General features: G+C 39.0%; 16 protein-coding genes. 1 reads left to right on the top strand and 15 read right to left on the bottom strand.

From position 1 onward, the window contains the following. Positions 1 to 41 precede the first annotated feature (41 nt). From GQR87_RS04105 to GQR87_RS04050, 12 genes are all read right to left on the bottom strand, one after another. Positions 42 to 449: a methylglyoxal synthase gene (locus GQR87_RS04105; RefSeq protein ID WP_158966815.1), complete on the bottom strand. Its 408-nt coding sequence runs from the start codon at positions 447 to 449 to the stop codon at positions 42 to 44. Between the two features lie 161 nt (positions 450 to 610). Then, positions 611 to 2,488, bottom strand: a complete 1,878-nt coding sequence (locus GQR87_RS04100) for a sulfatase-like hydrolase/transferase (RefSeq protein WP_233267398.1) — start codon at positions 2,486 to 2,488, stop codon at positions 611 to 613. Between the two features lie 149 nt (positions 2,489 to 2,637). After that, complete coding sequence (locus GQR87_RS04095; RefSeq protein WP_158966813.1) at positions 2,638 to 3,987, bottom strand: family 16 glycosylhydrolase; 1,350 nt, start codon at positions 3,985 to 3,987, stop codon at positions 2,638 to 2,640. A gap of 32 nt (positions 3,988 to 4,019) precedes the next feature. After that, positions 4,020 to 6,395, bottom strand: a complete 2,376-nt coding sequence (locus tag GQR87_RS04090) for an agarase (protein ID WP_158966811.1) — start codon at positions 6,393 to 6,395, stop codon at positions 4,020 to 4,022. A 154-nt stretch (positions 6,396 to 6,549) separates the two neighbouring features. Further along, positions 6,550 to 6,771 (bottom strand): hypothetical protein, encoded by a 222-nt coding sequence (locus tag GQR87_RS04085; protein WP_158966809.1) that lies wholly within the window; start codon positions 6,769 to 6,771, stop codon positions 6,550 to 6,552. After that, positions 6,764 to 7,225 (bottom strand): hypothetical protein, encoded by a 462-nt coding sequence (locus tag GQR87_RS04080; RefSeq protein WP_158966807.1) that lies wholly within the window; start codon positions 7,223 to 7,225, stop codon positions 6,764 to 6,766. The genes GQR87_RS04085 and GQR87_RS04080 overlap by 8 nt, the downstream gene beginning before the upstream one ends. Further along, positions 7,222 to 7,479 (bottom strand): hypothetical protein, encoded by a 258-nt coding sequence (locus GQR87_RS04075; RefSeq protein WP_158966805.1) that lies wholly within the window; start codon positions 7,477 to 7,479, stop codon positions 7,222 to 7,224. Before GQR87_RS04075 ends, GQR87_RS04080 begins: the two co-directional genes overlap by 4 nt. Before the next feature lie 462 nt (positions 7,480 to 7,941). Continuing rightward, complete coding sequence (locus GQR87_RS04070; protein WP_158966803.1) at positions 7,942 to 9,507, bottom strand: lectin-like protein; 1,566 nt, start codon at positions 9,505 to 9,507, stop codon at positions 7,942 to 7,944. Positions 9,508 to 9,973: 466 nt separating this feature from the next. Beyond that, the gene (locus tag GQR87_RS04065) at positions 9,974 to 12,616 is read right to left on the bottom strand and encodes a TonB-dependent siderophore receptor (RefSeq protein ID WP_158966801.1); all 2,643 of its coding nucleotides are present in this window, start codon (positions 12,614 to 12,616) and stop codon (positions 9,974 to 9,976) included. A 125-nt stretch (positions 12,617 to 12,741) separates the two neighbouring features. Continuing rightward, positions 12,742 to 13,236: a RidA family protein gene (locus GQR87_RS04060; protein ID WP_158966799.1), complete on the bottom strand. Its 495-nt coding sequence runs from the start codon at positions 13,234 to 13,236 to the stop codon at positions 12,742 to 12,744. 17 nt (positions 13,237 to 13,253) lie between these two features. Then, entirely contained in the window at positions 13,254 to 13,868 is a 615-nt protein-coding gene (locus GQR87_RS04055; protein WP_158966797.1) for a c-type cytochrome, read from the bottom strand. Beyond that, complete coding sequence (locus tag GQR87_RS04050; RefSeq protein ID WP_158966795.1) at positions 13,858 to 15,447, bottom strand: FAD-dependent oxidoreductase; 1,590 nt, start codon at positions 15,445 to 15,447, stop codon at positions 13,858 to 13,860. The genes GQR87_RS04055 and GQR87_RS04050 overlap by 11 nt, the downstream gene beginning before the upstream one ends. Positions 15,448 to 15,759: 312 nt before the next feature. On the opposite strand from GQR87_RS04050, the gene GQR87_RS04045 reads away from it, so the two are divergent. Then, the gene (locus tag GQR87_RS04045) at positions 15,760 to 16,761 is read left to right on the top strand and encodes a LysR family transcriptional regulator (protein ID WP_158966793.1); all 1,002 of its coding nucleotides are present in this window, start codon (positions 15,760 to 15,762) and stop codon (positions 16,759 to 16,761) included. Here GQR87_RS04045 and GQR87_RS04040 read toward each other — a convergent pair. The 3 genes from GQR87_RS04040 to GQR87_RS04030 form a co-directional block, all read right to left on the bottom strand. Beyond that, on the bottom strand, positions 16,758 to 17,084 hold the full coding sequence (locus tag GQR87_RS04040) for a YunC family protein (protein WP_158966791.1): 327 nt from the start codon (positions 17,082 to 17,084) through the stop codon (positions 16,758 to 16,760). The two genes, GQR87_RS04045 and GQR87_RS04040, sit on opposite strands and share 4 nt — an antisense overlap. 298 nt (positions 17,085 to 17,382) lie before the next feature. Next, the gene (locus tag GQR87_RS04035; protein ID WP_158966789.1) at positions 17,383 to 18,024 is read right to left on the bottom strand and encodes a response regulator transcription factor; all 642 of its coding nucleotides are present in this window, start codon (positions 18,022 to 18,024) and stop codon (positions 17,383 to 17,385) included. A 2-nt stretch (positions 18,025 to 18,026) separates the two neighbouring features. Next, a complete protein-coding gene (locus tag GQR87_RS04030; RefSeq protein WP_158966787.1) occupies positions 18,027 to 19,175 on the bottom strand; it encodes a sensor histidine kinase in 1,149 nt (382 codons plus the stop codon). Positions 19,176 to 19,298 lie beyond the last annotated feature (123 nt).

Genomic DNA, 19,298 nt, shown 5'->3' with positions numbered 1-19,298 from the left:
CCAAAGTAACTGGCACCATTTCGCTCATTTGGTGCCTTTTTTTATAAATCAGGAATATCCCTCTTATAGTCAGAGCCTATAAACAATGGTGAGGTAACTATCATATCAGCGGTAGAAGTAGTGCATGCTACAGGTAAATTCCACACAGAACACAATCTTAATAAAGCTTTCACATCGGGATCATGCGGCGCCGGATTTAATGGGTCCCAGAAAAAAATTAAACAATCTAATTTTTGCTCTGCAATTAAGGCTCCAATTTGCTGATCGCCACCTAGCGGACCACTTTTAAATCTGTGAATATCTAAACCTAATTCTTTCTGCAATAAGCCCCCTGTAGTCCCTGTCGCAACTAATTTATGTTTACTTAATTCGGCTTTATGAGCTAAGGCCCATTTAACTAAATCTGGTTTTTTATGATCGTGGGCAACAAGTGCAATGGTCTTTTGCATGGGTTATAAAACTTATAATGAGTATCGAAAGCCAAAGCATACCAATTCAAGCTAAAAAATAAACCTGATAAAATAAAAAAACCACCTAATGTGAATAATCACAAAGGTGGTTTTATTTTATCTGGCAACATCTACTAGCCTTGCGGCTTTAAGAATATCGATTATAAATTGGGTCTCTGTAAATCAGTAATGTCTTTAGAGGGCACTAAATTTTTAGGAATATCGATTATTTTATCATCTGAGCCCGCAGCAAAATTACTTAGGTTGTAACTATTTTTTGTTGACCAGTCCATTTCTATCCTCCCATCACCCAGAGTAATATTACCTAACTTCTGGCGAAACCAATTAGCTAAGGGCATATATTCAACTGTATAAGCAATGTTATTTCTTTCTAAAGGATCATTACGTAAATCATATAACGCCATGTCTGCTTTTAACGGGTGAGTAGTTAATGCCCAAGTAATATTGTCATTCAAATAAGGCGTTTCTGCCACGGTTCTTTTATCACGAGTGCGCATAGAAAAGGCAAAGTCATTAGTGCGCATATATGCCCTATGGCCTGATACCAAGTTCATTTCACCCAAGATATAATCACGACGGAACATCTTATCACTGGCAACCTTGTCTAGATCAACACCATCTAAATAATCGTATCGTTTATCTTCAACATCGATATTTGCAGCGGCCATAAGTGTCGGAGCAAAATCCACATACTCAACTAGCTTATCCACCACTTTACCCGCCGGAAATTTTTTCTTGTCTGATGACACCACTATCACTGCACCGTTAAGAGATTCTTTCCAAGAGCCAAACTTAGCCATTATCCCTTGTTCGCCAAGATGCCAACCGTGATCCCCCACAGTAAACACAATCAAATATTCACGACCTTGTTGCTTGGAATAAGCTTTAAAGTCTTCAACCGCTTCGCCAATTAAAGAGTCACCAAAAGCAGTAAAAGCATAATAATCACGTATCGCTTGTTGTTTGTGTTCAGGCTTCATCGCATCTGTTTTAGATTCATTATAAATCTGCATCTGCTGTGGTGTGAAAGTAGCCAGCTCTTCGCTATCAAAAGCAGGCAATTGGTATTTTTTACCTGCAAATAGATCACGGTATTCTTTAGGAGGCAACACAGGGGTGTGAGGTAAATGGAAGCCTAAATTGACAAACACAGGTTTATCATTATCAGTCCCTTGCACCTTCCTACCCGCCAAGGTTTTATATGGTTTGCCGGAATTTTTTAAATAGTTTTGATATTCATCAACAATACGTGCATCGACGGTTTTATCTGCTGGTTGTGGATTAACCCCACCTAAAATAAGCCCTTTATTAATTCGGGTATAGGCTCTTAATATATCGAATTCTTGTTCAACCCGATCTTTAATCGCTTGTTCTTCAGCATTCAATTGCCTGTCGGCTTTGGTTAGAGTATAGGTTTTGCTAGTACCATTAGCATAATAAACTGTCTCAGTTGCATCTCTACGTAATAACAAACCGTCTTTTAGGCCATAGGCACCAGTGGAATTAAATCCACCAAAGCCATTTCTAAGGAGGTCACGGTTGAACTCAATTTCAAGATCAAAAATCGTACTCTTACCGGTGAAATTTTCTCTTACCCCATGGTGAGTTTTGCCAATAATAGCAGTGCTATAACCAGCTTCTCTTAAACTTTGGGAAACAGCTGGTGTAGCAAAATCTGTATCTTGATGTACTTGTTCCCAAGCGTATTTACCGGATCTAAAGGGGTATTTGCCCAAATGCATAGAGGTACGAGATGGGCCACAAGCGGGAGATTGATTATAAGCGCGAGTAAATAATACTCCTTCGCCGGCGAGTTTGTCGATATTGGGTGAAGACACATAACCTAATGCACTTTCACTTTTACCTGTAGTAGCACGATTATAAGCTTGGATAGAATCCGGACGGTGATCATCAGTAATGATCCAGAGAATATTAGGCTGTTGTGTTTTCGCCAAGGCAGCTCCGGCAAAAAGCAGCATACCTAAACCTGCTAAAACTTTACATTTATTATCTTTCACTATTATTCCTCTGAGATTGCCAAGCTTATTTACACACAAAAAAGCCTTTGCATTTTTGAATGAAAATTGTATTCAATTTACAACTCATTTTATACAAAGGCTCTTTTAGTTTACATAAAACTTACAAAGCTTAAACTTTTCACTCAGGTTTATTTAGCTTGATAATACCTTACGTAATCTATGGTCATAGCTGTACCATCTAGAGCATCGGTAATTTCGCCTGAATAATTTCCTTTCAAAATAGCCAGACTAAACAAAATGGTCGTTTCACTAAAACACACATCATTTCGCACAGTATAATAAAGCTCACCGTCAAAGTAGAAACGGAAATAATCTTCATCCCATGCCAAACCATAAGTGTGGTACTGCTCACCAAAATTCGCTATTTCAGCAGATTGGTAATCGTGAATGATTTGCCACTCTTGGCCATCAAAATATTCAATCGTAAAATCTGTCATTAAATTACGTGATGCTAATTCAGGCTCTAACCAGCCATTATTGATACCATCTTGTGCTAACAGCCCATTAACCAGTTGAATTCCACCAATTTCTTTTTTATCAGCCCACTCATATTGGATCCATTTTTTACCTGTGGAGCGTGATATCCAGCGAGAATCTAAATTGTTGTCTACAGAAAATTCTGTTTTAGATCCTTCAGCATTATTATTACCATTATCTGTGATAGTCACATCTTCAGCTGCGGCATAATTAACAATGCTTGGGTCAAGTGCAGACAAGGCATCAGGAAACCCTTCAAGCTCAGCAGAAAACACTCTAAATTCACGTAAATGTACGGCTTTAGGGTTTTTCGAGGTAAGACGAATTTTGTTAGTTGAAATAGGTTTATCTAACACAATGTTATGTTCTGGTTGACCGATTAAGGTATGAGCAATTTGGTTGTTATAGTGCTTTTGCTTACCGTTAGCTAAGGTCCATTTATCGGTCCAGTTGTGCACATTTGAATTGATTACATTAGGAAAATGTCCTTCATTAATATCCACTTCACACTGTTTTTCACCTTCAGGTGAACCATGTTTAGGCCATAACCAAAATGAATTATTAGTAGCAGGTGCAGCGGCATATTTATATCGTGCTTCAAAATAACCATAACCAAAGTTTTGTTTGGTCCAGACATTACCCGAGGTCCAATCTTGCCCTGCTCGGGTTTCTTTTTTGGTGATCAATTTTAGCTCACCATTTTCAACTACCGCATTTTCACGCCAGCGACTACTGGCCACTAAAACATGTTCAGTCGGGCCATTTTGTGAAATCCAGTTTTCTTCTAATTGTTCATTGGCATAATCAAATTCATCATTCCACAGCAAATTCCAATCGTCTAAATTCAACTGCGTGCCAGCAACTTGACTAGCGGGAGCCATGCTGGTGTTAGCTATGTCACTTTTTGCGGCAGCTTCTTCCACAAAAGTAACACTATTACACGACATCAATACCCCTGTAACAGCAACACAAGTTGCAATACTACTATTTATAATTTTCATGTTTAATCCTATTAACTCGAACTCAATTCAATTCAAAACAAATCACTTAACCACTGTAAAAAACCTGACTTCTCAGCCGCTTTGGGCTCAGTATCAATGCCACTTTTAGCACTACCAAACCTTTGTTGATAAAGGGTTTGATGTAATTCTTTAGAAGCATCTACTAGTTCTTGATAAGGAATATCTGTGGTACTGACAAAACCAACATTATAGTTTTCACCATCGTGGGCTCTGCCTGTAATAGGCGAATCTATATATTGAAACCAGTGAGCACCTACCATATAAGGATTATCGATAACGGTTTTCATATAGTCTTGCCACATACGTCCACGATCTTTTTGATCTTCAGCATGCACAATACCTGGATGAGGCACACCTATATCAGTAGAGCCCATATGAAATTCACCAATAATACTAGGCATATCCAAATCAGCTAAAAATCCCCACTCACTGCTATCTAGCCCTTCGCGATAATAGTTATAACTAATTACATCTGCATATTTTTTAGCGGCCACATGCGCTTCAGGAGAAGTGCCCCAAGAAGTAAAACGAGCGCCCATATATAGATGATTAGGCATTACAGTATGGATTGCTTCACTGACCACTTTAAAATACTCAGAAGCATACAGATCCAGTAACTCAGACATATCATTTAACATGGCTTGATTAAAATCTGTCACTTCTTTGTAGTTCACGCCTTGCTCAAGGGTTTGCCAAGACGGCAGGTCACGTTGCCAAGCTTGACTTAACTTAGCAGCGGTTTGGTATTTACTTTGTAAATGGGACACAAAAGCAGCTTTAGTCGGACTGTCGCTGGCAACACGGCTCAAGGCATCTAAGACAATACCGTAACGGCGAATAGGTTCGCCCTCCCCCCCCCAACTCATTTCATTATCAATAAACACACCCACACACCAAGGGTTATTCAATACTTCTTTAGCAATCACTTGGGTAGTGATATTGGCGCGTTTTACAAATTCCGGATCAAATGGGTCAGGCATGGCTCCCCAATAATCAAAACCAGAACTAACCTTTTTAAAGTCACCGATTATCCAACCATTGGCAAAATAAGGTAGGCGTTTATTTTGATAAAAAACGGGATCAACCCAATTTCCAGTAGAGGTAAATCCCCAATCCAACATACGGTCAACTGTAGTATCACGCCACTGAGTCAAATAAGAACCACGAGCATTCTCACCATAGCGTCTTTCTAAATTGGCTTGATAAAAACTAAATACCTCACCATGAGGCATAGGCCCTTTATGAGCACTACGACGATAGCCGTAATGTTTAGCAAGCGGATCATCGTATTCAGGCAACCATTCAAACATGTCATGGCGCTGTTTATTGGCGATATATTGTGTTTTTCTTACTTCTGTATAGTCTCCACTAATACCTTGAGAGTCTTCTGGGGTGACATCATTAGGATCCACATAACGTACACTGTCATCTTTAAAGTCAACTCCGGTAAAAGTAGAGGTATTCGACATACGAATATTGGCAATACCAGAAGAAAAGAATAAGTAGCCTTCGGGGTCAACCAGTGACCATTTTCCATCTACTTTTGCAGTGCGAAAATAACCTGTTGCTTCTAACTTAGGACCGTCTTTCCAACCACCAAACTTGCTTCTTTCTGCTGGTACTGTTGAAACAGAAAGTTGCGCTAATTCAGCATTGGCAACAGCCCGTAACTCTTCTTCAGAATGCACTTTAAGTGAATATTCTCTATCCGCTCTTTGACCAAACTTATCTACAATATTAACCAAACTATTCACGTCAGTTTCTGGAGATTGCACAAACCTAACGTTATCGATAACTATCTTGGTGCTATGAATAGCTGAGTCCACATAAAATTTTAATGCTTGTACCTTTGTGTAATCTTCTTTTGCCAACCCACCACGTAAAATCATCTTATGTGCAGCAGATTTAAACGACGGAGGTACATCTCGTAAGCCAGTATCTGTATATAAATCTTTACCGGCCAACTCAAAATAATAGGTACCAGTCTTACCAGCCCCAATACCTACCGAACGACGCTGAGTAGCACCATTTCGACCTGTGACATTTACAATTAAATTCACTGTTGTATCTGAAGGATTATACGCTTCAAACCCCAATACAAATTCATCAAACTTATCGATAGTCCATGGCGACTGAGGTTTGAATAACACACCAGATGAAGCGTGCTGATTGGAAAAACTAATTTCTAAAGCGGATGATTTTTTACTTGTCACTAGAGACATCCCGGCATTGTCTGTAGAAAACTGGCTTGGGATCTTACCTCCTTCAAAGTCAGCCAACACAATCGCCTCTTTACTTTGTAGTAAAGGGTTAGTCAGGGAATGCACGTGAGAAGTCAGGAGTAAAGCGCTCACTGCTCCCGCAAAAATATACCTACACTTTTTCATTTGTAACAACCTCAAGAAAATGGTTCTATTATAGTAACAATGTTCAATCCTAGCACAAGGATTGAATATTGTTAACTATTTACTATGGGTTGTTTTTTTGTATGCTACTGGGCAGAAACTAATCAGTCATACTCATGGATTTAATAGGGTGGCTTCATAAAGCGGTATGAGTAAACCAAAGTTCTTTTCGGTTCAAGGGTAAATTTGCAGACTCATCAAAAGCTTCAATTTTAAATATTCGCCGCTTAGTCAAATTAGCTCGAGCAACATCTTCTGCAAAATATTGATTAAACAGCTTATCAAATGAGCCATCTTTAATAGTTTCATTCAGCCCCAATTCAATAATTTTAGCTAAGTTTTTATTCTCGTTAGCCACAAAAAAATACAAGGCAGTAGGATAATAAAGCGCAAGAGTTTGCTCTACAGCAACTGCATCTAAGTTGTAGAGCTTTTTCAGACCATATCTCTAGAACCGAACGAGGGAAATAATCAAAACGAGAGTGTAATAACATCTGCATTAAACTATCTGTATTCATTGCAGTAACTAAATTGAAATTGTTGAGCTGTAGAATACGTGTATCTGTCCAATTATCCCCCTGCCCGACCATAGGTACTTTAAGTTGCTCTACTGATTCTATATTTGAAAATAAACTTAATTCAGCTTGTCTAACAAAAAACAGTCTTAGACCTAACAAGCCCTTGAATAAAGGAATACGAATTGGGGAAGATGTTAATTCCAATTCTTTATTGGTATGCATCCAAGTCACATCAAAAAGTTTATCTTTTAATAATTTAGCCCTGCGACTGGTAACAACTGTAGGAATAATCACAGCTTCAGTTGTATGCTTACACCAGACTTGCTTAAAGCTAAGTGCAGCAGTTCACTTAAATATTGTGACTGTTTAGCAAAACGTAACTCATCTTTGCCAACAACTGTGTAACGAATGTGAGTAGGGCTGGTATTGACATGTTCATTTATCAAGGTCGTAGCAACATTTGCAATACAAGCCGAAGAAAAGAACAGAAAAGCCATGGCCAAAAGAAACGGTACGCGCAGAGATAAAAACATCTTAGCAATCCCCATTTAGACTCTCTCAAAACGAAAACAATATGAAACTATACAACAGAAGTTGTTCTAATATTGAACCACTTAGAAATTAACCCAGCAGCGATCAAAAAACATTATATTTAAACAATCAAAAAAATATTGGGTCTCTGTATTCCAGTATCTAGTTAACAGAGATCATGTTTATTGCAGTAGTTATAAACATAATGCGACAAGAATAATCAGCGCCATCCAAATAGGTTGTTGTTTTAATTTAGTAAAGAACAGGGACTGCTGCTTTCCTTGAAATCAGTAAGATTTCTATACTCACCAATTTTCAGTCAATAAATCGTCAGATAAAATAAAATACAATAAAATGTAATGGAAGAACGTGATGATGCAGAGTTAAAAGACTTAGCAGCATGAGGCAGTAAATAGCTGTTCAAAAAAGCCGTTAGCTACTTTTTTAAAGTAGCACAGTGCTTTACAGTTATTTGTCATTTATATTTTGTCGGGTTCCACATGACTGCCATTTGATTTTTCTGATAAGTTTTGAATTTGCCAGTTCTGTAAGGATGTGGCAGTCATTCTTGTGTGGTCATAGTTGATCAGTTTTGAAATGACATACTTAATATTCGGGTATAATTCATAAGCTTCATCAAAATACATTTGAGCCTGTTCAACGGTATCTTGCTCATCTTTTAACATTGCCCATTTTGTATATAACCCATATGCCAGATTACTTTTAGCCATACCGTATATTTTGAGGGAAAGTGCTTTGCGGCTTGCTTTAATTGAACCATCAATGTCTTGCACTTTATAAAACAAAAAAGCCCCGTAATTCCCCCTTATCCATGCATCATCAGGGTTAAGCTCTATCAGTTCTAAATATGCTGCATTTGCTTTAGTGTAATCATTCTTGCCTGCATACAAAGAGGCTGTGGCCCCCAGAGCGTTTCTGTATTCTCTACTGTCAGACTCAACTAACTCCATTACCATTTTGTAATGTTCAAGGGCGACACCACGTTTGCGCTTTTTGTTTTGAAGTAATCCCCAACTTAAATGCAAAGAAACTTCATCGGCATGCATTTTTGCTGCATTAAATAAGGCCACATGAGCTTCGCCATATCGTCGACTTTTGATCAACATATCGGCCAAGGTAATATAAGCTTGCGCATATTTAGGCGATAACTGTATCGCTGTATGTAGGTGTTTTTCTGCCACTGCCAATTCACTAGGAATGTAATAGTTACTATTAATCATAGCTTTACTAATCGCGACTTTTGCAAGCTCTCTATAAGCCGGAGAAAATGAATTATCTTTAGCTACTATTGCTTCTAGCTGTATTGCTGCCTGTTGTAACGTGTCCTTTTCGCCCCGCCAAGCATTGACTTGTTTTCGTATTTGCATTAACTCTGCGTATATCAAAGGCTGAGCTAATTTATAGGCATTTTCAACAGGGTTTATTGCTAAATTACTAAAAGTGTCATCAAATTCAACAACATACCCCTTCACCTTATCGATGGTAGAATAGTCATCAGAAATATCTGGAGCTCGACCACTATTAACTCTTGATAATAGTCCCTTACTTACAGTTAAATGAGCATAATCTCGACTTTCTAAGTCAGAGCCTCGCTCTAACCAATATCTCATTTTAGGATGCAGAGTTTGACCACATGACCATTGCCACTTACCTTCAATGTCTTGATCTGATAATCCGACCCAAACAGGCTTAGTGTTGCCGTTAATCGCTCTAAGCAAATGTATGTAGGTAAGTTTATCTTCTGTATCAAAACAAGCTAATTTTCCCCCGAGATATTTAGCTTCGGCATCAGCATCATGCCAATTCGTTGTATCAAAAATGACCGTGTATTTTTTGCCTTTATAAACACCTGAAAAACTATTATCCCTATTAAACCGATTGGGATTAACAACTATTTCTGGTGATTTTATTTTTGGTGAAGGAATTTCCAGACTTAGATTCCTGTCAGCAGGAGTAGATTGATTAGCTGCCAGTACATCATTACTAATAGCAGCCAATACGGCAAATAATATTACATTTTTCATTACTGTCCTTGTTAAAATTAATCAAATACAAAGCTTTTCTGGCAATGAATTCAGCTATAAAAATGGCAAAAAATAGTAACATACCTAAAAACATTTTTATAATCTGAACGGTAAGCTTGCAACAAGCTTGCTAGATACAACAGCCAAGTCCACAGTGACCGTAATTTAGATTCCGCCCTAGATACACAATAATACCTTTGCCCAACACATCAATAGTCGCCAGATTTTAGTCACCTCTGTGTTCTTTGTGCTCTCAGTGGTTGACATTTTTTGCTTTTCTACTTTTAACTGCCCCACTCTGTTTTGTCTTTTCCTCGCGGCTCGAATTTCGTAGCTAGCTACTGCTTGATTCTGCCATAGTCTGCTTTCCTCCTAATTTTCTACAAAAAAAACCCGATAACCATAAGTTATCGGGTCAAATTATTTTAAGGCAATCTTATATATGATTACGCTTATTATCTAACATTTAAAAAGCATAGTTTAGACGTGCGTAGTAGTAACCACCTTGCCAGTCAATCATATTGCCTGACCAGTAAACGGCACCACAACATTCATCACGATTTAGGCTACCATCAACCATTACTCCATCTTCGTCTGGGTAAGTATCAAAGATGTTTCTAGCGCCGGCTGCGACACTGAGGTTATCAGTTACTTGATAGTTAGCTTCAATATCAAACAGTACACTTGGATCGTATTCTTGGGTTACAGTCGCATCACTATCAATAGCATTCTCATAAGCACCATAGAAGTTCGCTCGAATAACAATACTCAGCATATCAAAGCTATGTTTAGCTGATAACACAGAGCGCCATTCAGGAATTGCATTTTCAACATCAAATTGCGCTTCCCCATTCAATGCGTCTGAAGCTTTATCAATTTCAGTTGAGTTATAATTCACTGAACCGGTTAATACAGTATCCCCCATAGTGTAACTTGCCACAAAATCAAAACCTGTAGTGGTGGTATCAAATGCATTTTGGAAGTAACGCACACCACCAATAGTATTGGCTCCGACCACACCTGCAGCATCAAGAGCTAAATAGTTTTCGTAATCATCCCCCGATGTTGGATCAGTTGATACATCTAGCGTTGAAATAGCGTAAAAGCGATCTTCCAATGCAATACTGTACATATCAAAAGTAATATTTAAGTTATCTACATTACCGGTGAAACCTAGCGTGTAATTCAATGACGTTTCTGCTTTTAACGGATCAGCACCTAGAGCTTGACCTACTGCACTACTAGCGGGGAATAAACCTACCGCTACTGGAAAACCATCAGGCAAAGTAGTGGCGACGTTAGTGGTACCTTGCTGACCTGGAGTAGGTGCACGGAAACCTGTGCCTAAAGAACCCCGTAAATTAAAGTCATCACTTAAACTGTATTTAAAGGCTACTTTACCCACTAATTCAGCCCCAAAATCAGAATAGTCTTCGTAACGCATAGCGGCTTGAATGTATAAGGCATCACTTAAATCAGAGCTTACATCTAAGAATATACCGGCCATGTCTCGTTCATATTTACCCGAGTATTCACTTGAATAACCAGGGAAACCATTAGAACCCACTCCTACAGCTTGATAAACAGGATCATCACTGTTGGCACAATCTAAAGTTGAACCATTGGCGATAACCGCTAACCCAGTAGGTGTTGCCACATCGTTTTCACAGAAACCCCATGGGTCTGGTAATGAATATGGACCATCAGTGTAAGAAGCCTCATCACCGCCGGTTAATTCATAGCTTTCTTCCATGTAAGTTAAACCAAAGGCAAACAATACATCTGAATATAAACCTAAATCAACATACTGAGCAAAATCAGCAGAAAACTGTAACTCTTCGTTAACTAATTCACCCGGAGTGAATGAGATAGGAGAAGCAGATCCCATTGAAGGGTTGATTGTGTTATTTAATGTATAGGCAATTTCGTTTGAGCCAAAACGACCACTGAAGTCATAAGTCATTTCATTAGCGAACTCACCTTCTATACCGCCAACTATCGAGATATCTGTGATATCACCGAAGAAGCGAGGGGTGAAACCGCCTGGGAATTTTTCAAGGGGACTATAGATAGAGCCGTCTTCTTCACGTATATCTTCAATGGTACCATTACCTGGGTAACGATAATAGAAAGTACCATCTCCTTCACTGGCTGAGTAGTTACCAAAGGCATAAATTTTAGTAGTGTCACTTAATTCATAACCTGTGTTGAAGAATAACCGTGTACCTGATGTATTGGGCTGCCCCCAAGGTTGCACTACGTCTTCGCCACCTAAATTAGCATCGGCTAATCCATCGATAAAACTTTGCTCAGTGTAACCCGATACAGAAGTGTCTAAGCCGTTTAAAAAGTCAGGGCTATCCACATCTACACAAGCCCAACTTTCACAATATTGTTCGCCACGATTTGTAGAACTCGAATCTGAATATTCCGCTGAAATACTAAGGAAACCTTTAGTACCTAGAGCAAAGCCAAGGTTCCCGGCCATGGTAATTTGCTCACCATCCCCTTCATAAAATTGACCAGTATTAATAGAGAATGACCCTCCTTCGTCATTGTCTTTTAATACAAAGTTAATTACACCTGCAATGGCATCTGATCCATATTGAGCTGCCGCTCCATCACGTAATACTTCTATGCCTTTAAGAGCAGATGAAGGGATAGTCGCCACATCTGGTCCTTGGGTTCCCGAGCCAGAAGTTTGCACTAATGCAGAACGATGACGGCGTTTTGAATTAACTAAAACCAGTGTTTTATCTGTGGGCATACCACGTAAGGTAGCAGGACGGATAAAAGATGCCCCATCAGAAATTGGCTGCCTGCCTAATGAATAAGAAGGAACTAAGGTTTTTAATACATCATTGGTATCGGTAAAGGGCACCGAAACAAGATCTTCTTCACTGAATACATCTACAGGTACTGGTGAATCAGCTATCGATCTAGGAGCCCCTCTTGAGCCTGTTACCGCTATTTTTTCAATAAATTGGTTTTCTTCAGCGTCAACTGATTGTGCTTCTTGTGCGAAAGCTGTCGTTAGGCCAACCATGCTGATTGACCATGTCGCTAAGCCAGTTTTTATCGCTTTGCTGAGCATATTTTGCTTTAGCATAGTTTTCCCCTCGGTTTGTTTAGTTAGTGTTTACTCAATTGCCAGGTGTTGTGACTAGGTAGTTATTATTGAAGTATGTGCCGCCGGCTAGTCATCAGCAGCACAACTAAATTATTCAGATATCGTTATTCAGGTTTGGCGATAACCATTTCGATCTCGATCAACATGTTAGGACCGCCTGCTAAACCAGCAATTTGAAATGCTGAACGGGCAGGTTTATTCGGTTGTTCTTTAGTGCCGAAATACTTAACATAAGCTTTCATAAATCCAGCAAAATCCATTTTTCCGTCCATAGTGGGATCACCCACCATGAAAACTTGCATCTTGATTACGTCGCCAAAATCCACGCCCAATTCTTTCATTGAGCCTTCAAAACGTTTAAACACATTTAACGCTTGAGTTTCAGTGTCGCCATAATATTCACGACTGCCTCTTTCAGCTTTAGGATCAACAGGACCTGGCACCATGCCACTATGAAAAATCAAAGTGGTATCTGGAGTCACTTCTACCGCTCTAGAAATGGGAAATGTACTGTTATTAGGTAATGCATGACGGGTCACATCAGCCAAAGTGCTAGCGGCAAATAATGTAGTGGCTGCAAATAAAATACTTTTTTTCATAAAACTACTCCTCGGATTTACTTTAATTTTTGGACATAGGCAGCCAGATTGGCTGCATCTTGTTCTGACGATATAACACCACTGGCCGCTTTCATTTGCTGACCAAAAGTGTCTTGTGCTTTGGAACCACGGATCCCTTGGCGAAAATGATTGAGTTGGGTCAAGATATACCAGTCATTCAAACCACTTAATCTTGGCGCCCCTAATGCTTGGTTTCCTTCTGCGTTTTTGCCATGACACGCGGCACAACTTTGATAAAGCTTTTCTCCTGCCGCAGCATCTGCAAACAGGCTAGGTGTAGGCTTAACGGAATGCGTTTTGGTCACCCAAAGGGCAATGTCAGATATTTGCTGGTTGGAAAGATTCCCCACCATACGCATCATTTCTTCACCCGTAGCATCTTCGGGATGTGAACCTCGTATTCCGTTTTTAAAATTCTTTAACTGACGCTCGACATACCACTGTGACAAACCGGTTAACCTAGGTGCGCCTATATTTTGATTACCCATTAACTGTGAGCCATGACATACAGTGCAGTACTCAAGTCCAACAGGAGTCGGGGCTTCTGAGGTATTTGCACTGATAGTTAGGCTAGTGAAAAGCAATAAACTTGAAATAACTTTAACTAACATGAGACAGATCTCCTTGGCCGATATTTGCACCCAGTAATTTATTCAACTGTTGTAGGGCTTGTTCACTCGAAGCTAATGCGCCTTCTTGCCAACCACTGTGATGACTGATTTGATCACCAATCATGAAATGACGGCCTTCGGGTTTCTGCAATAAGTGGTAGTAAGTTTCGAAGTCTTCAGGACTCATTCGCATACCACAACCCATTTGATGGTTCATCCGAGCCCATGGGATCGAGATGCCGTTTTCAATATATTTGCTGTAGCCAGGATGAATTTTTTCACCTGATATCGCGCCTACTTTTAAACGCTCTTCAGGTGACATATTTTCAAACATGGCACTGACTTTAGAGTTCCAGGTATAAGCACCTAGCAAGATTCCCTTCTGCGCATGGATATCGTGAGACGGATACCAAAGTTGTGCCACGGGCTCAGAGGTATAACTAATGCCACCGTAAATACCATCTCGCTCCCAAAAGCGCTCTTTCATTTGATAAGCAATTTTAAATAAATGGCCACGTTTGATGCTGTCTAAGCCTGACTGATAGGTCGCAGAAAAATTATTTTCGATACCTGCCATAAAATAAGCTGGAATATTATTAAAACAATAATCAGCTTTAACTGTGTGTAACTGTCCGCCTTGTTCGTAAGTAACCTCTACCCCTTGCTCTCGATTGTAGATTTTCTTAACTTGGGCATTTAACACAGGTTGAGTTTTAAGATTTCTAAGGAAACCTTTTACTACAGCGTCCATTCCTCCAATTGGCTCCATTAACGGTTCACACCAATCGTAAAGTTCAGCACCTAATAATCCGCCATACCAAAAGCTACTATCCAGCATTTCTTTTAATTCAATTGGCGTATGAGGAACTGGATGCTCTAACATTCTGTCGGTAGTTGAACCTGCACGTCCGCTGCCTCGGTATTTACCATTTTCTGTTAAATCACCGTAAGCCTGAGAAAATTTCATTAACTTGGCTACATCATCTTCACTTAAAAGTTGGTCAAATTGATTAGAATCCGCAGACTTCCACAACAGTTCAGACATTAAACCGCGCACATCTGTGTGGTATTCGATAATACGTTTAGGTTTACCACCTAAAGATTTATCATCATGGAAATAGGCCATCTTGCTACTGTTAGCTTTGATCTGTAATGGCACATTTAATGTTCTACAATAGTGCAATAAGCGTCTGTGATGACCAGGGATACGTGCAGGACCACAGTTAAAAAACAAATTTTCTTGCTTATCAAAATTACAAATTTGTGGATTACCCATTTCGTCAATCTTGTCACCGTGGCGCACGGTTAAGTTACGTCCACCCGGTCGAAATGATGCTTCTAGGATAGTGCAGTGGTAACCTGCTTTTTCAAGTTCTAATGCGGTAGATAAACCAGCTATTCCAGCTCCTAATATCAGTGCTGTTGGTTTATTACCTGCAGCTGCTGGTTTAATTTGTACAGGTCCCGAATAGGTATCTTCTGGCATCATGCCAAGAGCTAAGCTGGTTTTTAATAAAGCCGAAGATCCACCCGCGGCCCCTACATAAGCAAGAAACTGTCTTCTAGTAATATTAAGCATAAATTAGTTAACTACTTCCTAAATTAGTGTCTACACACACTTCAAATCAGGATGCTATGCTAACCAAATGGTCTACTCTGCAGAACGCAAAATAATATTGTGCAGTACTATATTTTTTATATAGCCCCTATAAACACTGGCCTCACCCAAAATAATTTCATGGAATTTTCATCGCTATGGCATCAATTTTGCGAGGGATAATCAGTCAACTCACTCAAATTGTATTTCTTTACTATTTCTTACAGGTTGTTTTTTCACTCCTACAAAGAATGGACAAAAGATAAATATCACACAGCCGTATTTGGGATAACTATGAACAGTAAACAACTTCAATATTTTTTAGCCACTGCAGAGCAGGGTAGTATCACAGCCGCTGCGCGAGCTGTTGATGTGGCGCAGCCTGCCATTAGTTTACAACTCGCCAATTTAGAACATGAATTAAAATTGAAGTTATTTGAACGAGACTTTCGAGGTGTACAACTCACCGAAGCTGGCAAGATATTCGAGCAACACGCCAGAATAATATTGAACCAAATACAACAAGCCAAAAGCGAATTAATCGGCAATCAAAATGACTGTGGGGGTAAAGTTGTAGTGGGACTCAGCCAATCTATTTGTAATGTATTGTCTGTGGATTTACTGACAGAAATCGAACATAGATTCGCCAATATAGAAGTCATTTTTCGGATTGGCCCTTCAAACGTGGTACATACCTGGTTCGACGAAAACGAGGTAGATATTGCCATAGGTTATCAACATGACAAACCACTGGCAGCACAAGCGAATACTATTGCGCTCATTAGAGAGAATTTGTATTTGTATATCTCACAAAAACCGCAAAACCCGGTTTATTGTGAATTAGCTTTGTTTGGTTCCATTCCATTTGCAGATCTTCAGCATTATGAAATTTTTACGCCTGCTGAAGACGATGCTTTATATACTCTACTTACTACTCAAGCTCAAAAGATGGATATCACCTTAAAAAGAAGAGACGCTTTTGGACAATTAATGACAACGTTGCATTATGTATCCCAAGGCATGGGGTTAATAATAGCGCCATCGTCTTCCGCTTTTCATTTAGAACAAGGAAAGCAACTTCGGCCAATTAAAATTATCCAACCCAATTTGCAGCACAAAGTTTATCTAAGAACGACAGAACAGAAAAAAAACACCCCTGCTGTAAAAGTGGTATTTGAATTAATCAGAGAGGTCACGGCCAACAATCATGGTAAACAACATTGGCGAGGCACATTATTAGACAAAAAATATGCACTCCCCGCAGTTAATAATATTGAAGAATTAGTGGCAGGTTAACGCAGAATAGCTAAGGCCTGTTTCCCAGTCATTCCCAGTGAGACACCTAGTTTAGCGGCCTCTTTTGACAGTGCCACTATGGGTTTGGCTAACATTTCATCATGGCTATTTACCCCAGTGACTATGGCGCAAGCTTCATTGGTTTTATCACAAGTGCTAGCATTCACATAACCACAAGCTAATAAGCCTTTTTCACCTTGGATGGTCAATAAAGGTAATTTCAAGTCGATCCTTTCTTTCTTTAATTCACCCCAATTGAACGTCTCTGCTTGTAAGCTAGAAACAAACAACATACTGAAGAATACAACAACAAGACTTTTCATTTTCTACCTTTTTATTAGCAACAGCATGACCAGTATGATCAGCCTACCAAAACATTTGTGCAGAATTAATGCCATTGCTTTTAATCTTAGCTAATACACATGTTTGTCAAACATTAGGCCATAAAAAATTGAGTAATCACTTATGGCTATTGCACAAAACTGGCTCAAGAATGTGCTATTTGGAAGCAAAGAAGCAGTATATAGGAGGAAATAACGGTGAGATTAAAAAGCAAAATAACACACTGGTTTGATTATTCTTTTACTATTTATTTTTCAATGTAGAAAACTTAAATTACGATTATATAAGGCTATGTTCCATGGCGGTTATCACTGCGCGCGTTCTATCTCTTACATTAAGTTTGGCTAATATTGTCGATACAGTATTACGAATAGTGCCGTCTGAATTATGTAAAGCACCAGCTATTTCATTGTTAGAATAACCAGCTGCAATTAGCCGTAATATTTGAGTTTCTTTTGATGTCAGGGTTTCGAATAATTGATTAACAACATTAACGCCAGCGATTAAATCATGGTTTTGAACCTGTTCAGTGATAGCGGGTTGGATCCACAACTCGCCATTAATAATGCAACGAATAGCCGATATCAGAGATTCTAAGCTAACATCTTTTCGTAAGTATCCTTTAGCCCCTAGCTTCATACATTTAAGGACTAAATCGTGCTCATCAAAAGTGGTCAATACAAGCACCGGACAAGCAATGTCGGCACTTGCCATATTACTGAGTACCGATAAGCCATTAGTTTTAGGCATACGAATATCTAGTAAAATAATATCAGGATGATACTGCGTACAAACAGAATTGACATCACAACCGTCACTAAGCTGAGCCACAACAGTAATGTCATCGGTTAACTCCAGCAAACTACAAATACCGAGCCGAACTAAGTTTTGATCTTCAACTAACAACACTCGAATTGTCATATTTAATGTCCACTCCATGGGAATTTGATGGTTAAATCACATCCAGTTGATAAATTTTCAACTGACAAAGCACCGTCAATCTGATGAATACGCTCAGCCATTCCCCGTAAACCATTACCAAACATTACATTGTGAGTCGATTGACCGTTATCCTTTATCGACAGTAATAAATTTGTCTGTGTTAACTTCAAACTAACTAAACACTCTGTTGCATTGGCATGTTTAATAACATTGGTAATGGCTTCTTGTACACAGCGGAAAATAACAGTGGCAAGACGGACGTTAAGTTGATTGGTGTTGAAATTAATATCAAATGTAACCGGTAAATTTGGAATGTCTTGAGTTAAAAGTAACAGTGCTTGGTCGAGCTGAAAATCTTGTTTATCGCGAATATCTGATACTGTTTTTCGCACATCAGATAATAAACTATTAGCAATAGATTTTGCTTGTAGAATGTGTGGCATTATTAAGTCTGTTTTTTGATGACTTGCTACTTCAAGCTGTAAACTTAATGCAGTTAAATTATGTCCAAGTGAATCATGTAAATCACGAGCAACACGCAAACGTTCATCACGTTTTGATGTATTTGATAACAACAGTTGGGTGGCTTTTAATTCTCTAATAAGTTGTTGGGATTTAACTTTTTCAGCCTCTTCGTTGATAAAACGATGGCTCGACATTACGGCAAATGAATTAAATAAACTAAGCAACAACACATTTTCAAAAAAGTAGGGGAAACCGGTAACAAAGTAATTAGTTAGAGCGCCAATTACAGGAAGAAAACAGCCTATGATAATCGCGGCTTTTAAAGAATACAGTCTAGGTAATTGAGCGACAATAATAATCGCTAAAATGCCGATCAGGCCGAAATGGAAAATAGTGCAAAGCGCCGCAGTCGCAACACCTGACAACCATAAACCTAAGCTATTAGCTGGTATTTTAAAGCGTTTATTGAATGTATCTCCGTGTAAGAAATAACCAAAAATAAACAGTAAAAACAACGACACAACTAATGCAACGTTTAATGGTGTTGGTTGTAATGTTTGTAGGTCGATATCTGTGTTGCCATTAAACCAACTGATCAAACAAAACAGCATAACAGCTGCCCATGTTGTAATGGCGAGTATTAGGCCACCACCTTCAATTTTCATCCATGTAATCCAATAAGATAAATTCCATCGCATTATGTCAAACCACTCATTCCTTTAAACGTGACAAATGTCATGAATATAAATTTTGTAGTGTAAATGAATATCAGCTCTTAACACTAGAGT

The sequence above is a fragment of the Paraglaciecola sp. L3A3 genome (assembly GCF_009796765.1).
In the GTDB taxonomy this organism is placed as follows: domain Bacteria; phylum Pseudomonadota; class Gammaproteobacteria; order Enterobacterales; family Alteromonadaceae; genus Paraglaciecola.
The sequence above is the reverse complement of the archived record's forward strand: the minus strand, read 5'-3'. Positions and strand labels throughout refer to the sequence as shown.

What these genes read in the sequence shown, in the direction of transcription:
- GQR87_RS04050 (WP_158966795.1), bottom strand. Translation starts at nt 15,447, where the DNA reads ATGCTTAATATTACTAGAAGACAGTTTCTTGCTTATGTAGGGGCCGCG.
- GQR87_RS04075 (WP_158966805.1), bottom strand. Translation starts at nt 7,479, where the DNA reads ATGGGGATTGCTAAGATGTTTTTATCTCTGCGCGTACCGTTTCTTTTG.
- GQR87_RS04035 (WP_158966789.1), bottom strand. Translation starts at nt 18,024, where the DNA reads ATGACAATTCGAGTGTTGTTAGTTGAAGATCAAAACTTAGTTCGGCTC.
- GQR87_RS04055 (WP_158966797.1), bottom strand. Translation starts at nt 13,868, where the DNA reads ATGTTAGTTAAAGTTATTTCAAGTTTATTGCTTTTCACTAGCCTAACT.
- GQR87_RS04030 (WP_158966787.1), bottom strand. Translation starts at nt 19,175, where the DNA reads ATGAAAATTGAAGGTGGTGGCCTAATACTCGCCATTACAACATGGGCA.
- GQR87_RS04060 (WP_158966799.1), bottom strand. Translation starts at nt 13,236, where the DNA reads ATGAAAAAAAGTATTTTATTTGCAGCCACTACATTATTTGCCGCTAGC.
- GQR87_RS04065 (WP_158966801.1), bottom strand. Translation starts at nt 12,616, where the DNA reads ATGCTAAAGCAAAATATGCTCAGCAAAGCGATAAAAACTGGCTTAGCG.
- GQR87_RS04070 (WP_158966803.1), bottom strand. Translation starts at nt 9,507, where the DNA reads ATGAAAAATGTAATATTATTTGCCGTATTGGCTGCTATTAGTAATGAT.
- GQR87_RS04095 (WP_158966813.1), bottom strand. Translation starts at nt 3,987, where the DNA reads ATGAAAATTATAAATAGTAGTATTGCAACTTGTGTTGCTGTTACAGGG.
- GQR87_RS04105 (WP_158966815.1), bottom strand. Translation starts at nt 449, where the DNA reads ATGCAAAAGACCATTGCACTTGTTGCCCACGATCATAAAAAACCAGAT.
- GQR87_RS04040 (WP_158966791.1), bottom strand. Translation starts at nt 17,084, where the DNA reads ATGAAAAGTCTTGTTGTTGTATTCTTCAGTATGTTGTTTGTTTCTAGC.
- GQR87_RS04045 (WP_158966793.1), top strand. Translation starts at nt 15,760, where the DNA reads ATGAACAGTAAACAACTTCAATATTTTTTAGCCACTGCAGAGCAGGGT.
- GQR87_RS04090 (WP_158966811.1), bottom strand. Translation starts at nt 6,395, where the DNA reads ATGAAAAAGTGTAGGTATATTTTTGCGGGAGCAGTGAGCGCTTTACTC.